This window comes from Leucobacter sp. NPDC015123 (genome assembly GCF_043080205.1).
In the GTDB taxonomy this organism is placed as follows: domain Bacteria; phylum Actinomycetota; class Actinomycetes; order Actinomycetales; family Microbacteriaceae; genus Leucobacter; species Leucobacter aridicollis_A.
The window spans coordinates 50,467-73,165 of record NZ_JBIBVH010000011.1; the positions used below are offsets into that span (position 1 = coordinate 50,467).

Sequence of the window (22,699 nt, forward strand, 5' to 3'; positions counted from 1 at the left end):
TGGAGCAGAGCACCTCACCCGTATCCGGATCGCGGACCTCGATCGTGTCACCAGGCTCACCCTCACCGGTGATCACACCACCGTCGGTGGAGTCAACCTTCGGCGGCTTCGTCACCGTGATCTCAATCGGGGCCGACTCGTTCCCATCCGGGTCGATCTGCACGACCTCCAGGTCGCCGCCGCCCTCAATCGGACCACACTCGAACGTGCCGTCAGGCTTCACAACGGTGGAGCAGAGCACCTCGCCAGTATCGGGATCGCGCACCTCGATCGTGTCACCAGGCTCACCCTCACCGGTGATCACACCGCCATCGGTCGAATCCACGACAGGTGGCTTCGTCACCGTGATCTCAATCGGCGCCGACTCGTTCCCATCGGGGTCGATCTGCACAACCTCCAGGTCGCCGCCGCCCTCAATCGGACCACACTCGAACGACCCGTCAGGCTTCACAACGGTGGAGCACAGCACCTCGCCCGTATCCGGATCGCGCACCTCGATCGTGTCACCAGACTCACCCTCACCGGTGATCACACCACCGTCGGTGGAGTCAACCTTCGGCGGCTTCGTCACCGTGATCTCGATCGGAGCGGACTCGTTCCCATCGGGGTCGATCTGCACGACCTCCAGGTCTCCGCCGCCCTCAATCGGGCCACACTCGAACGTGCCGTCAGGCTTCACCGTCGTGGAACACAGCACGTCACCCGTATCCGGATCGCGGACCTCGATCGTGTCACCGGGCTCACCCTCACCGGTGATCACACCGCCATCGGTCGAATCCACGACAGGTGGCTTCGTCACCGTGATCTCAATCGGCGCCGACTCGTTCCCATCGGGGTCGATCTGCACAACCTCCAGGTCGCCGCCGCCCTCAATCGGACCACACTCGAACGTGCCGTCAGGCTTCACAACGGTGGAGCACAGCACCTCGCCCGTATCCGGATCGCGCACCTCGATCGTGTCACCAGGCTCACCCTCACCAGTCACGACACCACCATCAGTCGAATCGACGACGGGGGGCTTTGCCACTGTAATGGGCGTTGACGGAGATTCGTTGCCTCCCGGGTCCACTGCGACAACCTCGTGCTTGCCTGGTTGAAGCGGCTGGTCTGCCGAGCCACACGCAAAGGCACCAGTTGTCGGGTCGGCCGTCGTCTCGCACAGCACGTCGCCCGTATCTGGGTCACGAATGACAACCGTCGATCCGGGTTCGGCGGTACCGGTCACCACGCCACCATCGGTCGAGTCGACCGTGGGCGCGAGCGGGGCCGTATCGTCGATGAGCTTCGCACTTGCGGTTGCAGTTGCTTCCGCTCCGTCAACCGTGAACGAGAGATCAGCAGTGGTTGCCTGACCGTCTACCAGGTCAGCCGTCGTGCCCGAGAGTTCAGCCGTGTAGCTGCCCGTGTCAGACCCGGCAGCAGCCGTCGCGGTGATCGTACCTACGCTCGTCTCGATGACGACAGTCGCAGTGTTGTCGTGGACATCGTTGCCGAAGGCATCCTTGAGCTGCACGGTGACCGTTGCGGTCCCCGGCGGCTCAGACCCGACGTCAATGGTTGTGGGATCGACCACAATCGTCGAGGTCTCGAGGCTCGCTGAGCCAGCAGTGAACTGGATCGGGATCGTCGCTGGGTCTACAGCAGTTCCTGCGACGAGAGCAGCGATTGGGAAGTCAACCCATGCTGTCTCAGAGGTGAGCTCGAACGAGGCTACACCGTCTGCGCCTGTTGTCGCTGTCCCGCTCGTCACGCCAGTCCCGTTCACGCCTGAGGGGAATTCAAACGTGACAACTTCACCCTCGACGAGGTTGTCAGTCGCGTCGCGCACAGTCACTTTGGCGGTGTAGGTGCCGCCGGCTGCCACAGTTCCGTAGGCCGGAGTGATCTCCCAGGTGGAGTTCGCTGCCGAAGCCCCGCCTGATCCGAACTCAACTGACACCGGCGATCCTGAGATCGCTGTCGCCGTGCCGGCAACGTCGATCGTGGCCGCGACCTCGTAGGTGCCGGCGACCACAGAGGTCAGCTGAAGCGCTGCTTTTCCGTCGGTGTCCGTGACGACTGTCTGCGGCGAGGCGCCACCGGCCCCCACAACGTCCGCCGGGAAGGTGAACGTCACCGTGACACCGGCTCCGACAGTATTTCCGTAGCTGTCCTTGACTTTCGCTGTCGCCTTGTGACTCGCGGTACCATCCGCGGTAACGACACCAGTAGTTGCGGTCATGGCTGACTGAGAAGCGTCAGGTGCCGCCGCGGTGAACTCGACAGACTTGGTACCAGCCCCTGCCCCACCAACCGGGTCACCACCGATCGTTGCAGAAACATCGTGACTGCCCTTCACAGTCGACGTGATCTCGAAAACGACAGTGCCGTCAGCACCAGAAGTTCCAGTCGCAGCACCGCCACCAACGATTGTGACATCAGCCGGAAGAGCGAGCGCGACATCAGCCCCGGCAACAGGATTACCCGAGCTATCCTTCGCAATCACCGTGACCGTGTACGTTCCACCAGCCGCAATCGGACCAGCCGGCGTGATCTCCCAGCTCGAAGCCGAAGCATCAACCTCACCAGCACCGAACTCGATATCCGCTGGCGAACCCGGAAGCGTTCCGGCCCCGATCGCACCGGCAACCGAATACGTGGCTGCCACCGTCGAGGTCACCCCGATCGCCGCGGCACCCGCAGCGTCGGTCGCAACAACAATCGTTCCGGTCGTTCCTGACACCCAGGTGCCCGCGGTCGTTCCCGCGTACTCAGCCCCCGCAGGGAGCGTGAACGTCACCTCTTCACCCGAAACCGGGTTGTCAAACTCATCCGCGACCGCGGCAGTCAACACGTGCTGCGCGGTCCCATCAGCAGTCTTCACCCCGCTCGTCACCGAGAACTCGGAATGCGCAGTATCAGCTGCCGCCGCGGTGAACTCGACAGACTTGGTACCAGCCCCTGCCCCACCAACCGGGTCACCACCGATCGTTGCAGAAACATCGTGACTGCCCTTCACAGTCGACGTGATCTCGAAAACGACAGTGCCGTCAGCACCAGAAGTTCCAGTCGCAGCACCGCCACCAACGATTGTGACATCAGCCGGAAGAGCGAGCGCGACATCAGCCCCGGCAACAGGATTACCCGAGCTATCCTTCGCAATCACCGTGACCGTGTACGTTCCACCAGCCGCAATCGGACCAGCCGGCGTGATCTCCCAGCTCGAAGCCGAAGCATCAACCTCACCAGCACCGAACTCGATATCCGCTGGCGAACCCGGAAGCGTTCCGGCCCCGATCGCACCGGCAACCGAATACGTGGCTGCCACCGTCGAGGTCACCCCGATCGCCGCGGCACCCGCAGCGTCGGTCGCAACAACAATCGTTCCGGTCGTTCCTGACACCCAGGTGCCCGCGGTCGTTCCCGCGTACTCAGCCCCCGCAGGGAGCGTGAACGTCACCTCTTCACCCGAAACCGGGTTGTCAAACTCATCCGCGACCGCGGCAGTCAACACGTGCTGCGCGGTCCCATCAGCAGTCTTCACCCCGCTCGTCACCGAGAACTCGGAATGCGCAGTATCAGCTGCCGCCGCGGTCCATGCCCGCGTCTCGCTTGCACCGATCTGCTCAGCTCCGAGTCCGGCAGTGAAGACATACTCGCCAGCTACAGAACTGACAAGCGCGAGGCTTGCGACCCCGCTCGCGTCAGTCGGAACGACGACAACGGTTTCTTCCGTGAACCCGTTGACCCCAGCGGGCACGGTGAAGCTCACGTCGACACCCGCACCGACAGCGTTTCCGGTTGCGTCCTTCACCGTCGCGGTTGCGGTGTAGGTGCTGCCCGCGCCGCTCCCCGCCTGAAGGGGGCCCGTCTTGTCGATCTCCCATACCGATTCGGTTGCGCTCGGTGCACCGGCGATGAAGACCGCGTCTGCGGGCGAGCCCGAGACCGCTTCGTCGCTTCCGGCGATCTCAACAGTCGCGGCGATCGGATACGTGCCTGGCACCGAGCTTGTAATCGTCGCTGTGTAGGTCCCGTCCCCGTTGTCGGTGACGTTCGACACTGTCACGTCGGCGTTCGCCGGGTCCGCAACGATCTTCACGACCTGGCCCGCGAGCGGCTCACCTGAGACACCCCCAACAACTGTCACGGTTGCGGTGATCGAACTCGTGCCGTTTGCCTCGGCGGTCGCGGGCGCAAGCTCGAGGGACGAGTCCTCGGCGGAGGGATCCTCGCTGTAGGTGAGGACCACGCGGATGTCGGAGCCCATCGTGACTGCAGTTCCGGGAATCGTCACGACACCAGCCGAGGTGAATGTCGCGTCTGCGATCTCGTCGCCCGTGAGCGCATCGATGATCTTTGCCGATTTGAGCACAGTTCCGGCCGGTGTCGCTGTCGGGCTGACAACGACGTCGGTGCCGACAGTGCCTTCGTGCACCGTGCTCGACGGTGTGATCTCACCCGCGTCACTCACGACGACCTCAGCAGTTGTCGTCGAGGGCGCAGTCGTAGACACGCCCGTCAGCGTGTAGGCGTACGACCCTGTGACGCTGCTCTCGGCTGACACACGAACGACCGAGGAGACCGTCTTGACGTCGTAGTCTTCGACCTCGCCAGGCGTCGTCCACGGCTTAGTACCTGAGGTGGCGGCCGTCGCCGCGTACTCGCCGAGCGTGTTGTCTGGCTTCGTGACGTCTGCGAGCGAGGAGTTGACGCGCAGCGTCGAGAACCCCGCAGTCGACGGGAAGACGAGGTCAAAATCGACTGTCGCTCCTGTCCCGAACACTCCGTCGCCGAACGCACCTCGCGGGTTCGCGTTCTGGGCGCCCGCGGCGGAGAGCCACGCCCCTACCTTCGCGTTCGCCGCCTGCGCGCCCTCGCTCACCGCACGCATCGGGTAGGTCTGGCCGCTGGCGAACAGCTGGTCTTTCGCGAGCGGAGTGTCGCCCGCGAGGTTCAAGAACACACCATCATCGCTCGCGTGGCTGTTGTCTGTCGCGCCGACAGTGTATTCGCCGTTCGTTGCGCCGAGCCTCAGGTCCCCGCTCGAATCCCCTGCAACGTTGAGGTGCTGAGGCCCGTTGCCCGCGGTGGCGTCTGTGCCGAGCAGGCTGTTCCGGGAGAGATCAGCGGTCGACCCAGCGAATGCGACGGTGAAGTCTGCGGTGTAGAACACCGACGCGTTGTTGCCCGTAATCTTCACGAGGTCGTCGGTGTCAGCAACGCTGATCGTTGTGGTGAGCGGGGTTCCGAGCGGCGGGTTCACGCCGTTGTTGCCCTCGTTCAACACTTCGATCGAGTTCGTGTTGTCGTTCACGAGGGTTGCGACCTCTGCGGCAACGACCTCACCGTTCTTGACCTCAGCAGCTGCGCCGGCGCCAGTCGTGAGCTGCGGCTGCACGACGCGCACGTAGCCAACGCCGTTTGACCAGTTCAGCAGCGCTGCATACTCGCCGTTCGCGTCAGTTGGCCGGGACCCCTGTAGTGTCGCGGTTCCATCGCCGTTGTCTTGGTAAATCGCCACCGTCTGGTTCTCGAGCCCGGTCCCGTTCACGTCTACGACCTTGCCCTGCAGGCCGACGGCGCCCTCGACACCAGCTCCGTCGTAATTCACGTAGTTGCGGTTGAGAAGTCCGGGCGTGTAGCCAGGGATCGCCTCGGCCTTGCCCGTGAGCGGGTCAACGGCGAACAGCTTCTGGCCTGAGTTGATATTGGCCGTCGGTACGACCATTTTCCCGTCGAGAAACGCGAGGGAGACCCACTCGTATCGGCCTGTCGGCTCGCCCGGCCCCTGGTTCCACTCTCCGACTGTCGTCACGAGCCCGGTCTGGGCATCCGTGCGCACAATCGTTCCCCGGTTGTCGGTTGGCGAGAGGAAGTTGTAGACGTTGCCGAGCGCATCGATCGTCATGTCGCTGACCGCGCCGCCGTTGGCGGTGAGGGGGTTGGCGATAAACCAATCGAAGCTGTTGTCTTCCATCGTCAACGGATCGCCGTCTGGCCCGGGGTTCAGCACGAGGTACTGCACACGGTTTTCGTTCGCCGTACAGTTGTTCAGAATGACGAGCTCACTCGTGTACGGGTTCACTTCCATACCGCACGAGGAGTTGGTGAAGTCACGGTGAATCGGTTTTCCGGCCGCGTTGGCCTCGGCAACCGTGGGAGACGGGATCTCGATCGAGTATGTCTTCCCCTTCTCGCCAGAGCCGTTGTCAGTCGACGGACTCCAGTCCACCCAGACCGTGTTCGCAAAGCCGTAGTGGGCGAGCGCCTCAGGCGATGCCGCTGAGCGTCCGCCGAGGTTCAACCCCGCAGTCGCATAGATGCCCGGGTTCACCGCGTGCGCGCTGACTCCAAGGTTGTACGAGTTGCGTGTCCCTGTCGGGCCTCCAGCGGCGTTCACGTTGAACCGCTTGATCGCCGTGGTCGGAGTGCCTGTCGTTCCGACAATCAGGTTGAAGTCGCCGCCGCCCCACACACCACCTGCGTGAAGGTCAGCGTCTGCGGGCCACTCGACGATGCCGACGACCTCACCGTGGGGTGTACCTGCGGCGAGCGCCGGGCTCGCTACCGCGAGCGGTCCGAACGCCGCGGCGGAGGTGCCGAGAAGCGCCGCGACGATGACCCCGGCCACCCGCTGCCGCCTGGTGCGCGCTCGCTGTTCTCGGCGTCGAGGCGGGTGCCCAGAGCTCTGGGTGCCTGCCGAATGTGTGATCTTCACTTCGCGTTCCCTTCGTTCTGGGGAGCGCCCTGGCTCTCCGAGACGACGTACTTCACTGTGAAGTTGCCGTCGTTGTCTTGTCCAAACTCAACGCGCGCTGAGTGGCTTTCGCTACTCAACGCGCTCACAGTTCCGATTGGCCCCGAGCCTTGCTGGCCCTTGAGCGCAAAACCGGCTCCTTGCAGGTCTTCGATGGCTGCGAGCTGCGCCTCATAGTCATCGACATGCAAATCGACCTGCCATTGCGAGCCGATGAGTGTCGAGGTGGTCACCTCGCCCGCGGCGATTGGCACCTCTTGTGTTGTCGGAAATCCAGCTGGCAGGCGGGGATCGGCCGTTCCGTGTGGGAGGGCGAGCCAGATCCCACCGCCCGCGACGAGCCCGATCCCGAGGGCGCCCGCTATGACTGCTCGCCTGGTGCGGCGCTGAGTACCGGTCGCAGTCGAGTCGTCAGACTGCGTGCCAGCGTCGATGCTCTCGGGACGCGCCTCGTCGACGACGCCCGGTGAATCGTCAGCTTCGGCAACGCCGTGGCTATGATGCTTCGTTGCGGTCATGTCCCCCATCCAATCTGCTCATGTAGCCACAGCAGATTCGCGGAAACCGCAGTCACTCACGGCGACCGCAAGCGAAATAGCAAGGCAACAAACAGCAAGTTAATTGGGATTCTATACACGAAATTCTCAGGCGTGAAGAAAAATCATCAATCGTTCATCACCGCACGGTGACCCCCTGATACTCAGTCGCTACTCAGCCGCTTGGAGTGAGTAACGCGAAAGCTCCCCCGCCTTGGCGAGGGAGCTTTCTACGATTCGAACTGCCGACTGCTAGCTACGACACGAGCCGGGCTCGCGCGACCCGCGCGCGCTCGCGTACACCCTCGGCATCAAGCGTGAGGTGCTCCCCGTCTGCATAGACGTGACGGCCTCCGATGAAGACATGCCGCACGTCCCTTCCGGTCGCACCATAGACGAGATGCGCCACGAGGGACTCTGGCGCGAGTGGCGCAGCCGCTGTGCCGCGAAGATCGACCGCGACGACATCGGCGAACTTGCCTGCTTCGAGTACCCCCGAATCAGCGAACCCGATTGCAGCGGCGCCACCCCTCGTCGCAATGTCGAGCACCTGCGGCCCGAGCACTGCCGCCGCGTCCTGGCGAGCCCCCCGGTGCAGAATCGTTGCGTGCTTCAACTCCTCGAACAGGTCAAGCGAGTTGTTACTCGCGACCGAGTCAGTGCCGATCGCGAGCGCGAGGCCAGCGCCGATCATCTCGGGAAACGGGGCGATACCGTTGCCAAGCTTGAGGTTCGAGACAGGGTTGTGGCTGATAGAAGTACCGGTCTCGGCAAACGTCGAGATCTCGCCCTCGGTGAGGTGCACGCAGTGCGCGGCGTGGACCTCAGCGTCGAAGAAGTCGAGCGATGCGAGATGATCTCCAGGCGTTTTCCCGTACTGCTCTCGAATCTGCGCGACCTCGGCAGCCGACTCCGAGACGTGAGTGTGAATCGGAATGTTGCCTGCGACCGCCCGCTCCCGCACCTCGCGCAGAAACTCGGGCGTGCACGTGTACGGGGCGTGGGGCCCGAAGCCCACCCGCACGAGCGGGTCCTCGCGGTAGCGGTCTGCGAGCCGTTCGACCTCGTCGAGCACCTCGGCCCCCGTCATCGGAGAGACAGTTGGGTAGGCAACGTGGTCGCTCGCACTACACGCTAGCGCCGCAAACACGCGCATGCCGGCAGCGCGAACTCGCTCGATGAGCGCCTCATCCCAGTAATACATGTCAGCGAACGCGACAGTCCCTGTCTCAATCATCTCGAGCAGCGCAAGCTCGAGCCCCGCGACGAGATCGTCGTGGGTGAGCCGCTGCTCGATGCCCTGCACCGTGGCGAGCCACTGCATGAAGCTCTCGTCATCTGATACCCCTCGCTGGAGGGTCATGGCCGAGTGGGTATGACCGTTGGTGAGCCCCGGCATGAGCGCGTGGCCCGCGAGGTCATGTGTCACAACGCTTTCGGCGCGCGGCGGCCCGGCGTAGCTGATGCGCCCCGTCTCATCGAAGGCGAGCTCAGCGGGGGCCACCGTCCCGGCCGGCGTGAGCATGGAGTCGGCGCGAAGCACTGTCTCAGTCGTCATGCGCCAAGGCTACCGGGCGCGGCAGGTCTGTGGCAGTGGGCTAGCCGCCAAGCCTGCGCTGGCGAGCAGAGTAGTCGCGCAACGCGCGCAGGAAGTCGACCTCGCGCAGGTCGGGGTACAGCGCCTCGACGAAGTAGAACTCAGAGTGCGCCGACTGCCAAATCATGAAATCCGAGATGCGCTGTTCGCCCGAGGTGCGAATAACGAGATCCGGATCGGCCTGTCCCCGCGTCCACAGGTGCTCACCGATCTTGTCGGGGGTCAGGGTCTCGGCAAGGTTCTCGAGGGTACCGCCATCCTCCTGATGCGCCTCGATGACGCTGCGCACCGCCGCCGCGATCTCACTGCGGCCACCGTAACCAACTGCCAGGTTGACGTGCAGGCCAGTGTTTCCCCGCGTGCGTTCCTCCGCAACAGCCAGAGCCGTCGCGAGCTCCGGGGCGAGCCCTTCACACGAGCCGACATGCTGCACCCGCCAGGCAGGGTTGCGGGCGAGCTCGGTGGCAAGTTCGGCAATGATCCCAAAGAGATCCTCGAGCTCGTCGCTGCCCCTGGCATTCAGGTTGTCGGCTGAGAGCAGGTAGAGCGTCACGACCTTCACGCCCGCGTTCCCGCACCAGCCGAGAAACTCGGGAACCTTGCGGGCGCCAGCTCGATGCCCAAACGCCGCACGCTCTTGCAGCCGCTGCTTCGCCCAGCGCCGATTCCCGTCGACGATGACAGCAACGTGGTGCGGCACGCGCGCGTCGACGATCTCACGCCGCAGACGCTGCTGGTACAGGCGGTACAGCAGGCCGGTGCGCGGCGGTTTGGGCTGGGGGGTCACCTGGGTAGTCTAGCGATGTGCCGCCGCCTGGGCCCGGGTGTTTCATCAGCCCAGCCGCGCGACGAGTGGGGGTAGCCTACATATATACCCCGCGAGATCTGTTGGGACCATACACTCAGGGCATGACCGTTTCCGATGCAGAGGATGCGGTGGGCGCGCCGCTAGATCCCCGAGACACCGCCTCACCTGTGCCCGAGAGTGAGGCTGACCAGGGCACCGACAGGTTCGCCCTGCCGCTCCTCGACGACGCACTCGAACACGAAGCCGAGCACGGCGGCGACGACGAGGCGTCTACCGACGAGGTAAAGCCACGCTGGCGCGGCTGGATCCACGCTGGCACGTTTCCCATCGCCGTCGCGGGAGGCATCGTGCTCATCTCGCTCGCGCACGGCGCACTCGCGAAGTGGGCATCGGCTGTCTTCATGCTCACAAGCATGCTGCTCTTCGGCGTCTCTGCGCTCTACCACCGCATCAACTGGAAGCCCACGACGAAGCAGCTGTTCCGTAGGCTCGACCACGCGAACATCTTCATGCTCATCGCTGGCACGTACACCCCGATCGCGCTGCTCGCGCTTCCCCCTGAGAAGGGGATCCTGCTGCTCGTGCTCGTATGGGCGGGAGCGCTCCTCGGAATCGGCTTCAGGGTGTTCTGGATCGGCGCGCCGCGCTGGATGTACGTTCCGCTCTACCTGCTGCTCGGCTGGGCGGCAATGATGTACATCGTCGACATCGCGCACGCGAACCTCGCCGCGATGGTACTCGTGATCGTTGGCGGCCTGCTCTACACAGCGGGCTCAGTCGTCTACGGATTCAAGAAGCCCAACCCGGCGCCTGGGGTGTTCGGGTTCCACGAAATCTTCCACTCGCTCACGGTGATCGCATTTCTGTGTCACTGGACAGCAGCACTGCTGCTCGCGCTCGACCCCATCTATCTGCAGTAGCGCCAGGGCGCAGCCGACAGCTACTCGCCGGCGAGCACCCTGAGCACCGCATCTCCATAGCGTTCAAGCTTGACCTGCCCGATGCCTGAGATTGCGAGCAACCCCTCGTCAGTTGTTGGCTGATGGGTGGCGAGCGCCGCGAGCGTCACATCCCCAAACACGACATACCCAGGCACGCCCTGCTCCTTCGCCTCGGCGGCACGCCACGCCCGTAGCCGCTCGAACACCTCGGCCTGCTCGGCCGTGAGATCCGCTGCGGCTGCCGAACGCTTCGCCCCGCCGCCTGGCCGCGACGATGTCGCGCGCGCGATAACCTCCTCGCGCATCAGCACCTGTTCTTCCCCGCGAAGCACCGGCTTCGCTGCCTCGCTCGGCCAGAGCACTCCCCATTCGCCCCGAGCTTCGAGCAGCCCAATTGCGACAAGGTGACGCACGACGCCGCGCCACTGTGCAACTGTCCACTCGGTTCCAATGCCCCAGGTTGAGAGCTCGTCAAGCCGCATCTGGCTGACGCGCTCGGACCCCACTCCGCGAAGGACGTCGATATGCTGACCGGCTGCGTATGTGCGCCCGCGCTCGTTCTGCGTACGGATGATCGTCGACAGCAGCATTTGCGAGGGAACCGTCGCGTCCCAGAGCTTCGGCGGGTCCAGGCAGACGTCACAGTTGCCGCAGTTTTTGGGGGCGTCGAGCTCGCCGAAGTAGCCGAGCAGATACCTGCGCCTGCAGGTGACGCTCTCGCACAGCGCGAGCATGTGATCGAGATGGCGGGTCTGATTGGCCCGGGTCGCCTGGTCTCCGTCACCCGAATCAATGAACTGGCGCTGCTGCACGACGTCGGCGAGCCCGTACGCGAGCCAGGCCTCAGAGGGCGCTCCGTCACGCCCGGCTCGGCCAGTCTCCTGGTAATAGCCCTCGACGGACTTCGGTAGATCGATGTGTGCGACAAACCGAACATCGGGCTTGTCGATGCCCATCCCAAATGCGATCGTCGCGACTACAACCACGCCGTCCTCGCGAAGGAACCGGGTCTGAGCATCGAGTCGCACGTCTGCGGGCAAACCAGCGTGATACGCAACGGCGTCGATTCCGGCATCCCGCAATGCGGCCGCCGTCTGCTCGACCCGTTTGCGGCTCAGCGCGTACACGATTCCGGCTTCGCCCTGGTGCTCCGCTCGAATAAACGCAAGCAGCTGCGAGCGCACATTTTGCTTCGGCACGATCTGGTAGCGGATGTTCGCGCGGTCAAAGCTCGACACGAAGTGGCGGGCGTCCGCGAGGAACAACCGCTCAGTGATCTCCCGGTGAGTCTCGGGCGTCGCGGTAGCCGTGAGCGCGATCCGGGGCACGTCTGGCCATTCAGTTGCGAGGGCGCCGAGCCGCAGGTAGTCGGGCCGAAAGTCGTGGCCCCACTGCGATACGCAGTGTGCCTCGTCGATCGCGAACAGGGCGACAGTTCCCCGCTTCAGAAATTCGACGGTGCCTGGCACCGCAAGCTGCTCGGGCGCGAGATAGAGCACGTCGAGCTCGCCGTTGAGGTAGGCGGCTTCGACGGCCCGCCGCTCCTCCTGCGCGAGCGACGAGTTCAGCGCCGCGGCGCGCACCCCAGCGAGCCGCAGCGCCATCACCTGATCGTGCATAAGGGCCACGAGCGGCGACAGCACAATGCCGGTGCCCGCGCGGGCGATCGCCGGGATCTGGTAGCACAGCGACTTGCCGCCGCCAGTTGGCATGAGCACGACCGCGTCCCCGCCAGCAACAACGTGACGAATGATCGCCTCCTGCTCGCCGCGGAACTCGCTGTACCCAAAGACCCCCGAAAGGATCTCCTGGGGGTCGCGCACAACGCCCGTCATGCAGCTAGGCTCCAGTGCCGCGGGATCCGTCGTTCCCATCACCGCGTGCGTTGTTCTCGGACCCCGCACCATCAGCGTTCCCACTCTCGGCGAGCTCCGCCGCGATGTCCTCGCGGATCTCGTGGCGGTAGGTGTTGCGGCGCAGGCGCTTCACAAGCAGGAATCCGAGCGCGATAACGGCGGCGGCGAATACTGCGGTCGCAATGAACCCCTCGGGGCCCGGCGTGACCTTGTCTGGGTCAAACGTCTCGCCGTCTTTCGCGGCGATCGCGATGACAGCCTCGGCAACAAATGACTGAGCGGCAAGCGCCACGCTCGAAACAACACTCATCGTGCGTTCTCCTCAATTCCTTCAAACAGATCTGCTTCAAACTCGCTGGTCTCGACTCTTGAGCCCGCCAGCCTGTAATCCTCAAACGGCCACGCCTGCAGCTGAACCTCGTTCGGCCAGAAGAAGAACGAGCTGTCGGGCGACACCTGGCTCGCGTGCGCTCGGAGCGCGTCGTCGCGCTTGTCGAGGAACGGGCCAACATTCACGCGAGCGGTTCCGGTGTAGCCACGCCGCAGCAGCCATTCGCTCATCTCATCGATGCGCGTAAGTACCGGGGATTCCGGGTCGTTCTCCACGAGCCACGCACGGATCGCTTTCACCCGCTCAGAGTTGAAGATGTCTTCGTAGTACATCTTTCCGATCTCCCACGGCTCGCCGGCATCCGGGTACGCGCTCGCGTCTCCCGAACGCTCCCACGCAATCATGCTGATCTCGTGGGTGCGGATGTGGTCTGGGTGCGGGTATCCGCCCTGTTCGTTGTAGGTGATCATCACGTGCGGCTTGAACGCGCGAACCACGCGCACGAGTGCCTCGGCCGACACTTCCTTCGGCACGTCGGCGAACGATCCTGAGGGGATATCCTCCCCCTCGCCTGGAAGCCCCGAATCCTCGTAGCCGAGCCACGTGTGCTCGAAGCCGATAATCTCCTGCGCGCGGGCCATCTCGCTGCGTCGCAGGCCGGCAAGATCGCGGCGGCTCCGCGGGTCTCGGGCTGCTAGCTCGTTGAGCACGTCGCCGCGCTCTCCACCCGTGCAGCTCACGATCAGCACCTCGACGCCGCGGTCAAGGTAGTGGGCGTAGGTGCCTGCTCCCTTGCTCGATTCGTCGTCGGGATGCGCGTGTACGGCGATCAATCTGAGCGTCATGGGCGTCCTTTCACATGCAGCGATCATGCGATCCCGATACGCTGGCACGGGACTAGTCTAGCCAGCACACACCGGAGGTTCCCCGTGACCGAAACCGCCAGCGACACCGTAGCCGACCGCTACGGCGCGAGCCGCTCCAAGCGGTGGGATCGGCGTATCGGCTGGTCGCTCGCCTCGGTTGCAATTCTGGTCGGGCTCTTCGTCGTCGTCTTCGGGAACTGGCGGCAGAGCACCACCGAGTTCCAGAACATCGGTTTCACACTCCACAACGAGGGTGGCCCAGGCGACACCTTCAGCGCGAGCACCAAGTTCGAAGTGAACGCCGACCCTGGTGTTGCCGTCAGCTGCGCCGTCGAGGCGCTCAACACGTCGAAAGCAACCGTCGGGTGGAAGATCGTAGACCTTCCTGTTATCGATGGCCGCTCCCAGACCGTCAGCGTTGACATCGTCACGCTGGGGCCGGCGACGGCGGCCCACGCGAAGGCGTGCTGGCCTGTTGAACGCTAGCCAGCACAACCTACACTGATACCCTTGTGCCGTACGCCCTGCTCGACGGGGCGTTCGTCATAGATCAGCGGGTTCGCTCTCCCTCGGTGGGCGGACCTTCCCCCAAGGAACGAGGACACCATGGCCGAGACCACGCAGACCTGGCTCACGCAGGAGGCATTCGACCGCCTGCAGTCTGAGCTCGACGCACTCTCTGGCGCGGGCCGAAAAGACATCGCGGCTCGCATCGAGGCAGCCCGCGAGGAGGGGGATCTCAAGGAGAACGGCGGCTACCACGCCGCCAAAGACGAGCAGGGCAAGATGGAAGCTCGCATTCGCGACCTTACCGAGCTGCTCAAGCACGCGACGGTCGGCGAGGCTCCAGAGGCCAACGGCGTCGTCGTTGTCGGAACGGTCGTGACCGCAGAAGTGTTTGGTGACGAAGAGCGGTTCCTCCTCGGAAACCGCAACCTCGCAGACGGCTCCGACCTCGACGTGTACAGTGCTGAGAGCCCGCTCGGCGCTGCCATTCTCGGGCTGAAGGTCGGCGAAGAGGCGAGCTACACGGCACCCAACGGCAAGGAGATTCCCGTGAAGGTGCTCGCAGTCGACACTTACGCGTAACACGCACAGTCCACATAAACGTCAGTGCCCGGGAGCTATCCAGCTCCCGGGCACTGACGTTTATACCTCGTGTCAGTAGCGTTCGCCGACTCGCACCTGGTAGCCCTGATCGCGGAGCGCCTGAGCGACAGCCTCGCCGTGCTCCGCGCCGCGGGTCTCAATGTGCAGCTCAAGTTCGACTTCGCTGACAGGGAGCTCGGTCGCGTGGCGCGTGTGAATGACCTCGACAACGTTGGCGTTCTGTTCGGCAACGATCGAGGCAGTCCGCACGAGCTGCCCGGGAACGTCGGGCAAGAGAATGCGCAACTTCGTGTAGCGCGCCGAGGCGGCAAGGCCGTGGCCGATAACGCGCTGCAGCAGCAGCGGGTCGATGTTGCCGCCAGACAGGATCACCGAGGTCGGGCCAGTGAGTTGCACCTTGTCGGCGATGATCGCCGCGACACCCGAGGCGCCTGCTGGCTCAACGACGAGCTTCGCACGTTCGAGCAGCAGCACGATCGCGCGGGCGATGTCGTCATCGCTCACAGTGACGATCTCGTCGACGTACTCGCGCACCGCCTCAAAGTTCCGCGATCCTGGTCTCGCGACTGCGATACCGTCCGCGATCGTCGGCGACGTCTTCACGGTGACGGGCTCGCCAGCCGCAAGCGAGACCGGGAACGGCGCAGCGTTCTCGGCCTGCACACCGATGATGCGCATCGGTCTGCCGTGCTTCGCTGCCCACTGCTTTGCGGCGGCGGCAACGCCAGAGATCAGGCCGCCACCACCGATCGGCACGATAATTGTCTCGACTTCGGGAGCCGTCTCGAGAATCTCGAGCGCGACAGTCCCCTGCCCCTCGATCACAGCATGATCGTCAAACGGCGCGATAAAGACAGCGCCAGTCTCCCGGACGAACTCCTGAGCGGCCACCGCTGTCTCGTCAAAGATGTCACCCGCAAGCTGCACCTCTGCGCCATAGTTGCGGGTCGCCTGCAGCTTGGGCAGGGCGACGCCCTTCGGCATGAAAATGGTTGCCTTGATCCCGAGCTCGCGTGCGGCGAACGCGACACCCTGAGCGTGGTTGCCGGCCGAGGCCGCGACGACGCCGCGCGCCCGCTCCTCCTCTGTGAGCTGCAGCAGGCGGTTGTACGCGCCACGAAGCTTGTACGCTCCGGTGCGCTGCAGGTTCTCGCACTTCAGGTACACCTGCGGCGCACCACTGATCCCAGCAAGGAATCGCGACGTCTCAAGCGGCGTGCGCTGCGTAATTCGATGCACCCGCTCAAGGGCTCGCTCAAAGTCTTCAAGCGTTGGGGCCGTGTAGGCGTCGCTCATGCGATGTTTCCTTTCCGCGCGTGTTTCGCTGCTTCTTTTGCGCGCGCTCTCGCGACGCGATGGACCTGGTCTTTTCGATGGAACTCTGCCGCCGGGTCCGTACCTGACTCCCACTGCCGCTTCACGAGCACGCTCACTATCGTGTTCGCCGCGGCCGCGATCGGCACCGCGAACAGTGCGCCAGGGATACCGGCGAGCAGGGTACCCGTCGTCACGGCAAGTACGACGCCGAGCGGGTGCACCCGAACCGCGTTGCCCATCACCAGCGGCTGCAGCACGTGGCCCTCGATCTGGTTCACGAGCACGACGACGCCAAGCATGATGAGCGCGGTCACAGGGCCGTTGTAGACAAGCGCGATGAACACGGCAAGCGCGCCAGTCACGATCGCGCCGAGGAACGGAATGAACGAACCAAGGAAGACGAGGATCGCGACAGGGATCGCAAACGGCACTCCCAGGATCGTCGCCCCGAGCCCGATACCGACAGCATCGACGAAGGCGACAAAGATCTGCACGCGCACGTACTGCCCGACAGACACCCAGCCGGCGCGGCCAGCGGCGTCAAACGCCGCGTGCGCTCGGGCAGGGGCGAAGCCGACAACCCAATACCAAATGCGTTTGCCATCAATCAGCAGGAAGATGAGTGAGAAGATCGTGAGCAGCAGGCCCGTGGCGACCTGGGTTGCGGTCGTTGCAACGCCGAGCGCGCCCGTCCACAGTGTGCCCTGGTTGTTCTCGAGCAGTTGCAGCGCCTGGTTCATCAGGTCGTCGAGCTGATCGACAGGGATCCCGAGAGTGTTGTGCTGCACCCAATCAAGGATCTCGTTCCACACCTCCACCGAGCGCTTCGAGAAATCCCCGAAGCCGTCGCGCAGCTGCGTCACGATGAGCCAGATGAGCACCCACAGCGCCGCGATGAACACGCCAAGCGCGCCGACAACGCCAGACCAGCGGGGAAGCCCGCGCCTGATGAACCAGTCAACAACGGGGTTGAGTAGCGCAGTGAGGAGGATCGCAATGAGCAGCGGAATCACAATGATCCGCACCTGCACGATGCCCCAGATCAGGGCGCCGGCGGCAACAACAATAATGATGAGGCGCCAGGACCACGCGGCGGCGACCCGGATGCCAAGCGGCAGCTCCTGTTCGGCACGCTCAGTCGGCGACACCGCGTCCGGGGTCTTGTTTGGCTCTTCCACGTGCACAGTCTACTGAGCGCCATATGCACGTACGTGGGTGAGCGGCCAGGAACCCCTCGCACCCACTAGAGGAGCTTCCGCAGCCACTTCCGCGCGACGCCATCCTTCGCGGCGGTATATGGGGGCATGACAGTCGCCGCGAGAGTGTCGGGCCGCAGCGGCTTCGCGAGCACAGCCTTCTCGTGGCTGAACACTCGGAACGAGAGCTCACCGTGATAGGCGCCCATACCGCTCTCGCCGACCCCGCCGAACGGCAGTTCGGGAGCGGTGAGGTGCATCACCGGAACGCCGAACGCGAGGGCGCCAGAACTCGTCTCGCGCTCCCACCGCCTGCGAACGTCTGAATCATCGCTGAAGACGTAGGCGGCGAGCGGCTTGTCCCTACCCGTGACGAAGGCAAGTGCATCGTCGAGATCGGAAACCTCGACGAGCGGAAGGATCGGCCCGAAGATCTCCTCCTGCATCACTCGCGCTTCACGTGAAACACCGGTGAGCACCGTCGGGTCGATGTGCAGCGCTTCAGCGTCGTAGTGACCGCCGACGGCTGCCTCACCATCAGCGAGGTAACCGACAAGCCTGTCGAACTGGGCACGGTTCACGACCCGCCCGTAGTCGGGGTTCTGCTGTGCCGCCGATCCATACAACTCGTGAATGGCGTCGGCGAGCAGCGGCGCGAGCCTCGCAAGCACCTCACGTGAACCGATCACGTAGTCGGGGGCGACGCAGGTCTGCCCGACGTTCATGAACTTGCCCCACACGAGACGCTTCGCCGCCTCATCGAGCGGGACCGAATCATCGACGTAGGCGGGCGACTTCCCGCCGAGCTCGAGCGTGACGGGGGTGAGGTTCTCTGCGGCAGCGCGGGCGACGATCCTGCCGACATTGCCGTTGCCCGTGTAAAAGATGTGATCGAATCGCTCGGCGAGGAGCGCTGTGGTCTCGGGCACCGCCCCCTCGACAACCGCAACCGCGCGCTTGTCGAGCGTGTCTGGGATAACCCGGGAGATGAGTTCGGCCGTCGCGGGCGCGAGCTCGCTCGGCTTAATCACGACCGAGTTGCCCGCGGCGAGTGCACCAATCACCGGTGACAACGCGAGCATGAGCGGGTAGTTCCACGGCGCAATCACCAGCACGACGCCGAGCGGCTCTGGAACCACCTTTCCCAGAGCGGGCTGCAGCGCCAACGGGAGCCCAACACGGCGCGGCCGGATCCACCTCCCCAGGTGCGAGAGCGCATGATCGATCTCTGCAACTAAGAACCCGATCTCCGTGAGCTGCGCCTCGGTGCCTGCCTTGCCAAGATCTTCGAAAAGTGCACGCTCAAAGTCGGCGCCGCGCTCGAGCAGCAGGTCGCGCAGCCGCGTCAGTTGCTCGCGCCGCCACGACTCGGGGCGCGTCACCCCCTGGTCGAACGTGTAGCGAAGACCAGCCACGATCCCTGGGATGCGATCAATTGCGGTAAAGCTCATGCGCCCAGAATAGTCTGCGCCCCTGGGCCTTCGACAGGACCAGGGGCGCAGTTCGCTGTGTGCGGCTAGCCGTGAAGCGCGGGCACAATCAGGTAGATGCCGACGAGCACAGCGACGACCGACAGAGCGAAGCACGTGTTGGCGGCGATTGTCGCCCACAGCGGACGGCCAGCCTCCTCGTCAATGTCGTCGTCCTCGTCGTCGCGGTCCGGGCCGACGGGCTCGATCGATCCGTCAGGCCTGCGCGCTGGCTTGGGAGGCGTCGCCAAGAAGCGAATACCAAGCGAGTACAGGGCGACAACGAACACTGCCGAAAACAGCGCGGCGCCGAACACCGTGAGAAACGCCAACCAGTTGATATCACTCATGCGTTGCCTCCCTCGCGCTGCTTCTGAGCCGCGGCCTTCTTTGCTGCCTTCCGAGCAGCCTTCTCGGCCTCGCGCCTTGCCTTCTCGGCCGCGCGCTTCGCCTTGTCAGAGCGCACCGCCGACTGCGCGACAGGCGTGAGCGGCGGAACAGTGCCGGTCTTCGTCGGAACCTTCTTGACACGGCCCTTGCCCATGCGCACGGCATAACCAGACTCGGCGACGTCGGGCACGGCGATCGCGTTGCCCGCGTCAACCTTGTTGCGGCGCGAACGCCAGAAGATGAACAGAATGAAGAACAGGCCCAGCACAGCGTCAAGAATGATGCCCCAGGTGCCGAGGTGTGCGATCAGGGCGGCGACCGCACCAACGATCGCGGCTGCAGGAAGCGTAAAGAGCCAGCCCGAAGCGATACGACCCACAGTCCGCCAGCGGACCGTCGACCCCTTGCGCCCGAGACCCGAACCAATGACGGAGCCCGATGCGACCTGGGTCGTGGAGAGCGCGAACCCGAGGTGGCTGGACGCGAGGATGGTTGCAGCCGTCGACGTCTCAGCCGCGAAGCCCTGCGCAGGCTTCACGTCGGTGAGGCCCGCGCCAAGGGTGCGGATGATTCGCCAACCGCCCGAGTAGGTGCCGAGCGCGATCGCAATCGCACACGTTGCGATGACCCAGAAGTGCGGCCCCGTACCGGGATCCTGCAAACCGGCGGCGACAAGGGTGAGCGTGATGACGCCCATCGTCTTCTGTGCGTCGTTCGTACCGTGCGCGAGAGCGATCAGCGACGACGACGCGATCTGGGCGTACCTGAACCGGCCGCGGCCGTCCTTGCGGCCGTCATGGCGGCGGGTGATCGCGTAGGCGACTCGAGTGGCGGCGAACGCGACAAGGCCTGCGGTGAGTGGAGCCGCGAGGGCAGGCAGCAGAATCTTCGACATGAAGACGCCGCCATCAATCGCCGAGAAACCCGCACCAACAACCGCGGCACCAATGAGGCCACCGAACAGGGCGTGAGACGAACTCGACGGAAGGCCGTAGAGCCACGTCACAAGGTTCCAGACGATCGCGCCAATGAGGCCGGCGAAAACCATCTCGGGGCTGATCAGTACCCCGCCATCAGAGCCCTCGCGGATCAGACCGCCAGAGATCGTCTTGGCGACCTCCGTCGACAGGAATGCCCCGATGAGGTTGAGAACTGCCGCAAGTAGCACGGCGGTCTTCGGCTTGAGCGCACCAGTGGCGATGGGAGTTGCCATCGCATTGGCTGTGTCGTGAAAGCCGTTCGTAAAGTCAAAGAAGAGTGCCAGCGCAATAACTAGCAGCACGATGAGGGTGAATTCCACCGGCGCCTTCCGTTCGGCGTTAGAAATTGATGAGTTTCATCGCGTGCTCGCTCACAACGGTTTACGTGCCGTTCACGCGCGCGCTAACTAAATGTTGGCACCTCGCAATGGTTCGGTCAAGCTAGACCCTGGTCGTTCACCTTTCGTTCATCTTCGCGCTCTCACCGCAGGAATATCGCGTCAGCAGCGTATGTTGGAGTGGACAGGCGAAGCCGCTGGCAACCAGAGTGAGGAGCGTGCAATGAGCACCGCACAGATTTCAGATTTCACCCCCGAGGCGGGGGCCATCACGATGTTCTCGACCGAGTGGTGTGGGTACTGCAAGCGCCTCAAGACGATGCTCTCGGCCACCGGCATCGGCTTCACCGAGGTTGATATCGAGAACACCCCGGGAACGCCAGAGCTCGTCGAGCAGGTCAACGGCGGCAACCAGACAGTTCCAACGGTTGTCTACCCCGACGGTACGACCGCAACAAACCCCTCGCTGAACGACGTGAAGGCCAAGTTGGGGCTGTAACCCGCCCCTCGTCGATGAAGCCCCGGCGCCTGTCTGGCCTCGGGGCTTCATCGGTCATCCCGGCGTCACTGACGTCGTCCGCCACACCGCAGCCCATGGCATTGGGGCTTCGTCAACAGCACCCCCACTTCCCCGGCATCGCAGCCTCGTCAACACCACCCCAGCTTCCCCGGCATCGCAGCCTCGTCAACACCACCCCAGCTTCCCCGGCATCGCAGCCTCGTCAACACCACCCCAACTTCCCCGGCATCGCGCGCCGCCTGTGGGTATCCCCTCGGAGGGCCGATAACTCGGTCAGACTATCCGAGTGCCATCCTCTCGACAGATCGAAGCCGTCGCAGGCCAGTTGCTCCGTGCCGCTGAGCTGCGACGCTCGGGTGTCAGTGAGCGCGACATCGCGGCCGCCACTCGAAATTCGTCACTCGTTCGGCTGCGCCAAGGCTGGTATATTTCTGGCAGCTTCTGGGAGTCAGCGTCGGCTGAGACGCGACATCTGGCGGCACTGCTCGCCGCGCACGGCAGCGCTCAGAGGCCCCCGGTGTTCTCCCATGGCAGTGCTGCCGTGCTCCATGGGTTCCCGGCGCTGTCGCGGTGGCTGCGTGACGCGGGACGTCGGCAGACGTCTGCGGGTCCAGGCTCGAACTCGCGGGTCGTGGACGTCACTGTGTCCCGTACGCGCCCCTCATCGCCGAGCTCCACGGTCGTTCGCCATCGCGCCGAGCTTGCGGCGAGCGACGTCGACAGCTGCGAAAGGTTTCGACGGACGACGGCCGACCGAACAATCGCTGACCTCGCACGTTCAGGCCCGTTCACGATCGCGCTCGCAAGCGCAGACACGCACCTCAGTGAGATGGCGCGGGTCGGGCGGCTGATAGATGCCGCCACGGTGCACGCCTGGCGCGATGGGATGCTTCGGCGGTCCGAGTCGCTGCGCGGCAGGCCAGGCAGTCGGGCCGTTGAAGCCGTCGCCGTGTTGGCTGATCCGCGAGCAGACTCGCCGCTTGAAAGCCTCTCGCGGCTACGGTTCGTGGAGCTCGGCGTCGACGTTGACCTGCAGGTCGGGGTGCGCGGTGGAGGTCGGGGCGAGGTCTTTCTCGATTTCCGGCTGACAGGTACGGGCTTCTGGGGAGAAGCAGACGGCAAACAGAAATACTTGGACACTGCAATGCTCCGCGGACAGACCCCGGCAGAGATCGTCCTCGCCGAGAAACGCCGCACCGACTGGATCTCGGGCACCACCGGTTTGCGCCCCATCCGGTGGGGCTCCGCCGAGGCGTTCTCCCGTGAGCGCTTCGGAGCACTCTTGGCAGCGCACGGGGTGCGGGTGCCTGGGGAGCCGAACGAGCGCTGGGGTCCGCGCGTAACCGCGTTCTTGCAGGGCCTACCTTAGTCAGCGAAGCCCGGCGCGGCCCTTGCAGCCGGCCCGACCCGATCCTCCGCCCAGCTCGGCCCTTGCAGCGGACCCGTCCGAGCCGACCCTCCGCCAGACCCGACCAGACCAGACCAGGTCAGACCCGATCCTCCACCCGGTCCATCCCGGCCCTTGCAGCGAGCCAGACCCGGCTGTACACGGTTCCCACAGAAGCACACGACGGCGGTTTCAGGGTGTTAGTGCAACACCAGCCAATAGTTCGTTCAGTTTCTCACGAGGCGTCGCCCACCCCAACGTTTCCCGTGGACGATCATTCAACATCCGCTGCATTTCCGCTAACTCGTCATCACTGAC

17 protein-coding genes are annotated in these 22,699 nt (G+C 64.4%); 5 read left to right on the forward strand and 12 right to left on the reverse strand.

Features of this window, described 5'->3' with window-relative positions; all coding sequences use genetic code 11:
- From ACF07D_RS15650 to ACF07D_RS15665, 4 genes are all read right to left on the reverse strand, one after another.
- On the reverse strand, nucleotides 1-6,700 hold a 6,700-nt coding region (locus tag ACF07D_RS15650), incomplete at its 3' end, for an Ig-like domain-containing protein (protein ID WP_391505530.1).
- Nucleotides 6,697-7,257, reverse strand: coding sequence for a hypothetical protein (locus ACF07D_RS15655; RefSeq protein WP_391505531.1), 561 nt, complete (start codon nucleotides 7,255-7,257; stop codon nucleotides 6,697-6,699). The genes ACF07D_RS15650 and ACF07D_RS15655, both read right to left, overlap by 4 nt.
- A gap of 274 nt (nucleotides 7,258-7,531) precedes the next feature.
- On the reverse strand, nucleotides 7,532-8,833 hold the full coding sequence (locus ACF07D_RS15660; protein ID WP_391505532.1) for an amidohydrolase family protein: 1,302 nt from the start codon (nucleotides 8,831-8,833) through the stop codon (nucleotides 7,532-7,534).
- A gap of 40 nt (nucleotides 8,834-8,873) precedes the next feature.
- Nucleotides 8,874-9,659: an isoprenyl transferase gene (locus tag ACF07D_RS15665; RefSeq protein WP_391505533.1), complete on the reverse strand. Its 786-nt coding sequence runs from the start codon at nucleotides 9,657-9,659 to the stop codon at nucleotides 8,874-8,876.
- Nucleotides 9,660-9,781: 122 nt separating this feature from the next.
- Here ACF07D_RS15665 and ACF07D_RS15670 point away from each other — a divergent pair, with 122 nt between their 5' ends.
- Nucleotides 9,782-10,600, forward strand: coding sequence for a hemolysin III family protein (locus ACF07D_RS15670; RefSeq protein ID WP_391505534.1), 819 nt, complete (start codon nucleotides 9,782-9,784; stop codon nucleotides 10,598-10,600).
- A gap of 20 nt (nucleotides 10,601-10,620) precedes the next feature.
- Here ACF07D_RS15670 and recQ read toward each other — a convergent pair whose 3' ends face one another.
- Genes recQ through mca form a run of 3 tightly spaced genes read right to left on the reverse strand, consistent with a single transcriptional unit; the run spans nucleotide 10,621 to nucleotide 13,653 of the window.
- A complete protein-coding gene (gene recQ / locus ACF07D_RS15675; protein WP_391505535.1) occupies nucleotides 10,621-12,456 on the reverse strand; it encodes a DNA helicase RecQ in 1,836 nt (611 codons plus the stop codon).
- A gap of 4 nt (nucleotides 12,457-12,460) precedes the next feature.
- Complete coding sequence (locus ACF07D_RS15680) at nucleotides 12,461-12,787, reverse strand: hypothetical protein (RefSeq protein ID WP_391505536.1); 327 nt, start codon at nucleotides 12,785-12,787, stop codon at nucleotides 12,461-12,463.
- Entirely contained in the window at nucleotides 12,784-13,653 is an 870-nt protein-coding gene (gene mca, locus ACF07D_RS15685) for a mycothiol conjugate amidase Mca (RefSeq protein WP_255809034.1), read from the reverse strand. Before mca ends, ACF07D_RS15680 begins: the two co-directional genes overlap by 4 nt.
- A gap of 84 nt (nucleotides 13,654-13,737) precedes the next feature.
- Here mca and ACF07D_RS15690 point away from each other — a divergent pair, with 84 nt between their 5' ends.
- The gene (locus ACF07D_RS15690) at nucleotides 13,738-14,160 is read left to right on the forward strand and encodes a DUF4307 domain-containing protein (RefSeq protein ID WP_162920972.1); all 423 of its coding nucleotides are present in this window, start codon (nucleotides 13,738-13,740) and stop codon (nucleotides 14,158-14,160) included.
- Nucleotides 14,161-14,280: 120 nt separating this feature from the next.
- Nucleotides 14,281-14,763 carry a transcription elongation factor GreA gene (greA, locus tag ACF07D_RS15695; RefSeq protein ID WP_119281294.1) on the forward strand — a complete coding sequence of 161 codons (483 nt, stop codon included), beginning with the start codon at nucleotides 14,281-14,283 and terminating at the stop codon, nucleotides 14,761-14,763.
- A 72-nt stretch (nucleotides 14,764-14,835) separates the two neighbouring features.
- Here greA and ilvA read toward each other — a convergent pair whose 3' ends face one another.
- The 5 genes from ilvA to ACF07D_RS15720 form a co-directional block, all read right to left on the reverse strand.
- Nucleotides 14,836-16,080, reverse strand: coding sequence for a threonine ammonia-lyase (gene ilvA, locus ACF07D_RS15700; protein WP_255809032.1), 1,245 nt, complete (start codon nucleotides 16,078-16,080; stop codon nucleotides 14,836-14,838).
- Entirely contained in the window at nucleotides 16,077-17,279 is a 1,203-nt protein-coding gene (locus ACF07D_RS15705; RefSeq protein WP_391505537.1) for an AI-2E family transporter, read from the reverse strand. Before ACF07D_RS15705 ends, ilvA begins: the two co-directional genes overlap by 4 nt.
- A 65-nt stretch (nucleotides 17,280-17,344) precedes the next feature.
- Nucleotides 17,345-18,748, reverse strand: a complete 1,404-nt coding sequence (locus tag ACF07D_RS15710) for an aldehyde dehydrogenase family protein (RefSeq protein ID WP_391505538.1) — start codon at nucleotides 18,746-18,748, stop codon at nucleotides 17,345-17,347.
- A gap of 65 nt (nucleotides 18,749-18,813) precedes the next feature.
- Complete coding sequence (locus tag ACF07D_RS15715; protein ID WP_119281297.1) at nucleotides 18,814-19,116, reverse strand: hypothetical protein; 303 nt, start codon at nucleotides 19,114-19,116, stop codon at nucleotides 18,814-18,816.
- Nucleotides 19,113-20,456 (reverse strand): inorganic phosphate transporter, encoded by a 1,344-nt coding sequence (locus ACF07D_RS15720; RefSeq protein WP_119281298.1) that lies wholly within the window; start codon nucleotides 20,454-20,456, stop codon nucleotides 19,113-19,115. The genes ACF07D_RS15715 and ACF07D_RS15720 overlap by 4 nt, the downstream gene beginning before the upstream one ends.
- Nucleotides 20,457-20,697: 241 nt before the next feature.
- Between ACF07D_RS15720 and ACF07D_RS15725 the strand changes: the two genes are divergently transcribed.
- Complete coding sequence (locus tag ACF07D_RS15725) at nucleotides 20,698-20,973, forward strand: mycoredoxin (RefSeq protein ID WP_119281299.1); 276 nt, start codon at nucleotides 20,698-20,700, stop codon at nucleotides 20,971-20,973.
- 307 nt (nucleotides 20,974-21,280) lie between these two features.
- Nucleotides 21,281-22,363 (forward strand): hypothetical protein, encoded by a 1,083-nt coding sequence (locus tag ACF07D_RS15730; RefSeq protein WP_391505539.1) that lies wholly within the window; start codon nucleotides 21,281-21,283, stop codon nucleotides 22,361-22,363.
- Nucleotides 22,364-22,699 lie beyond the last annotated feature (336 nt).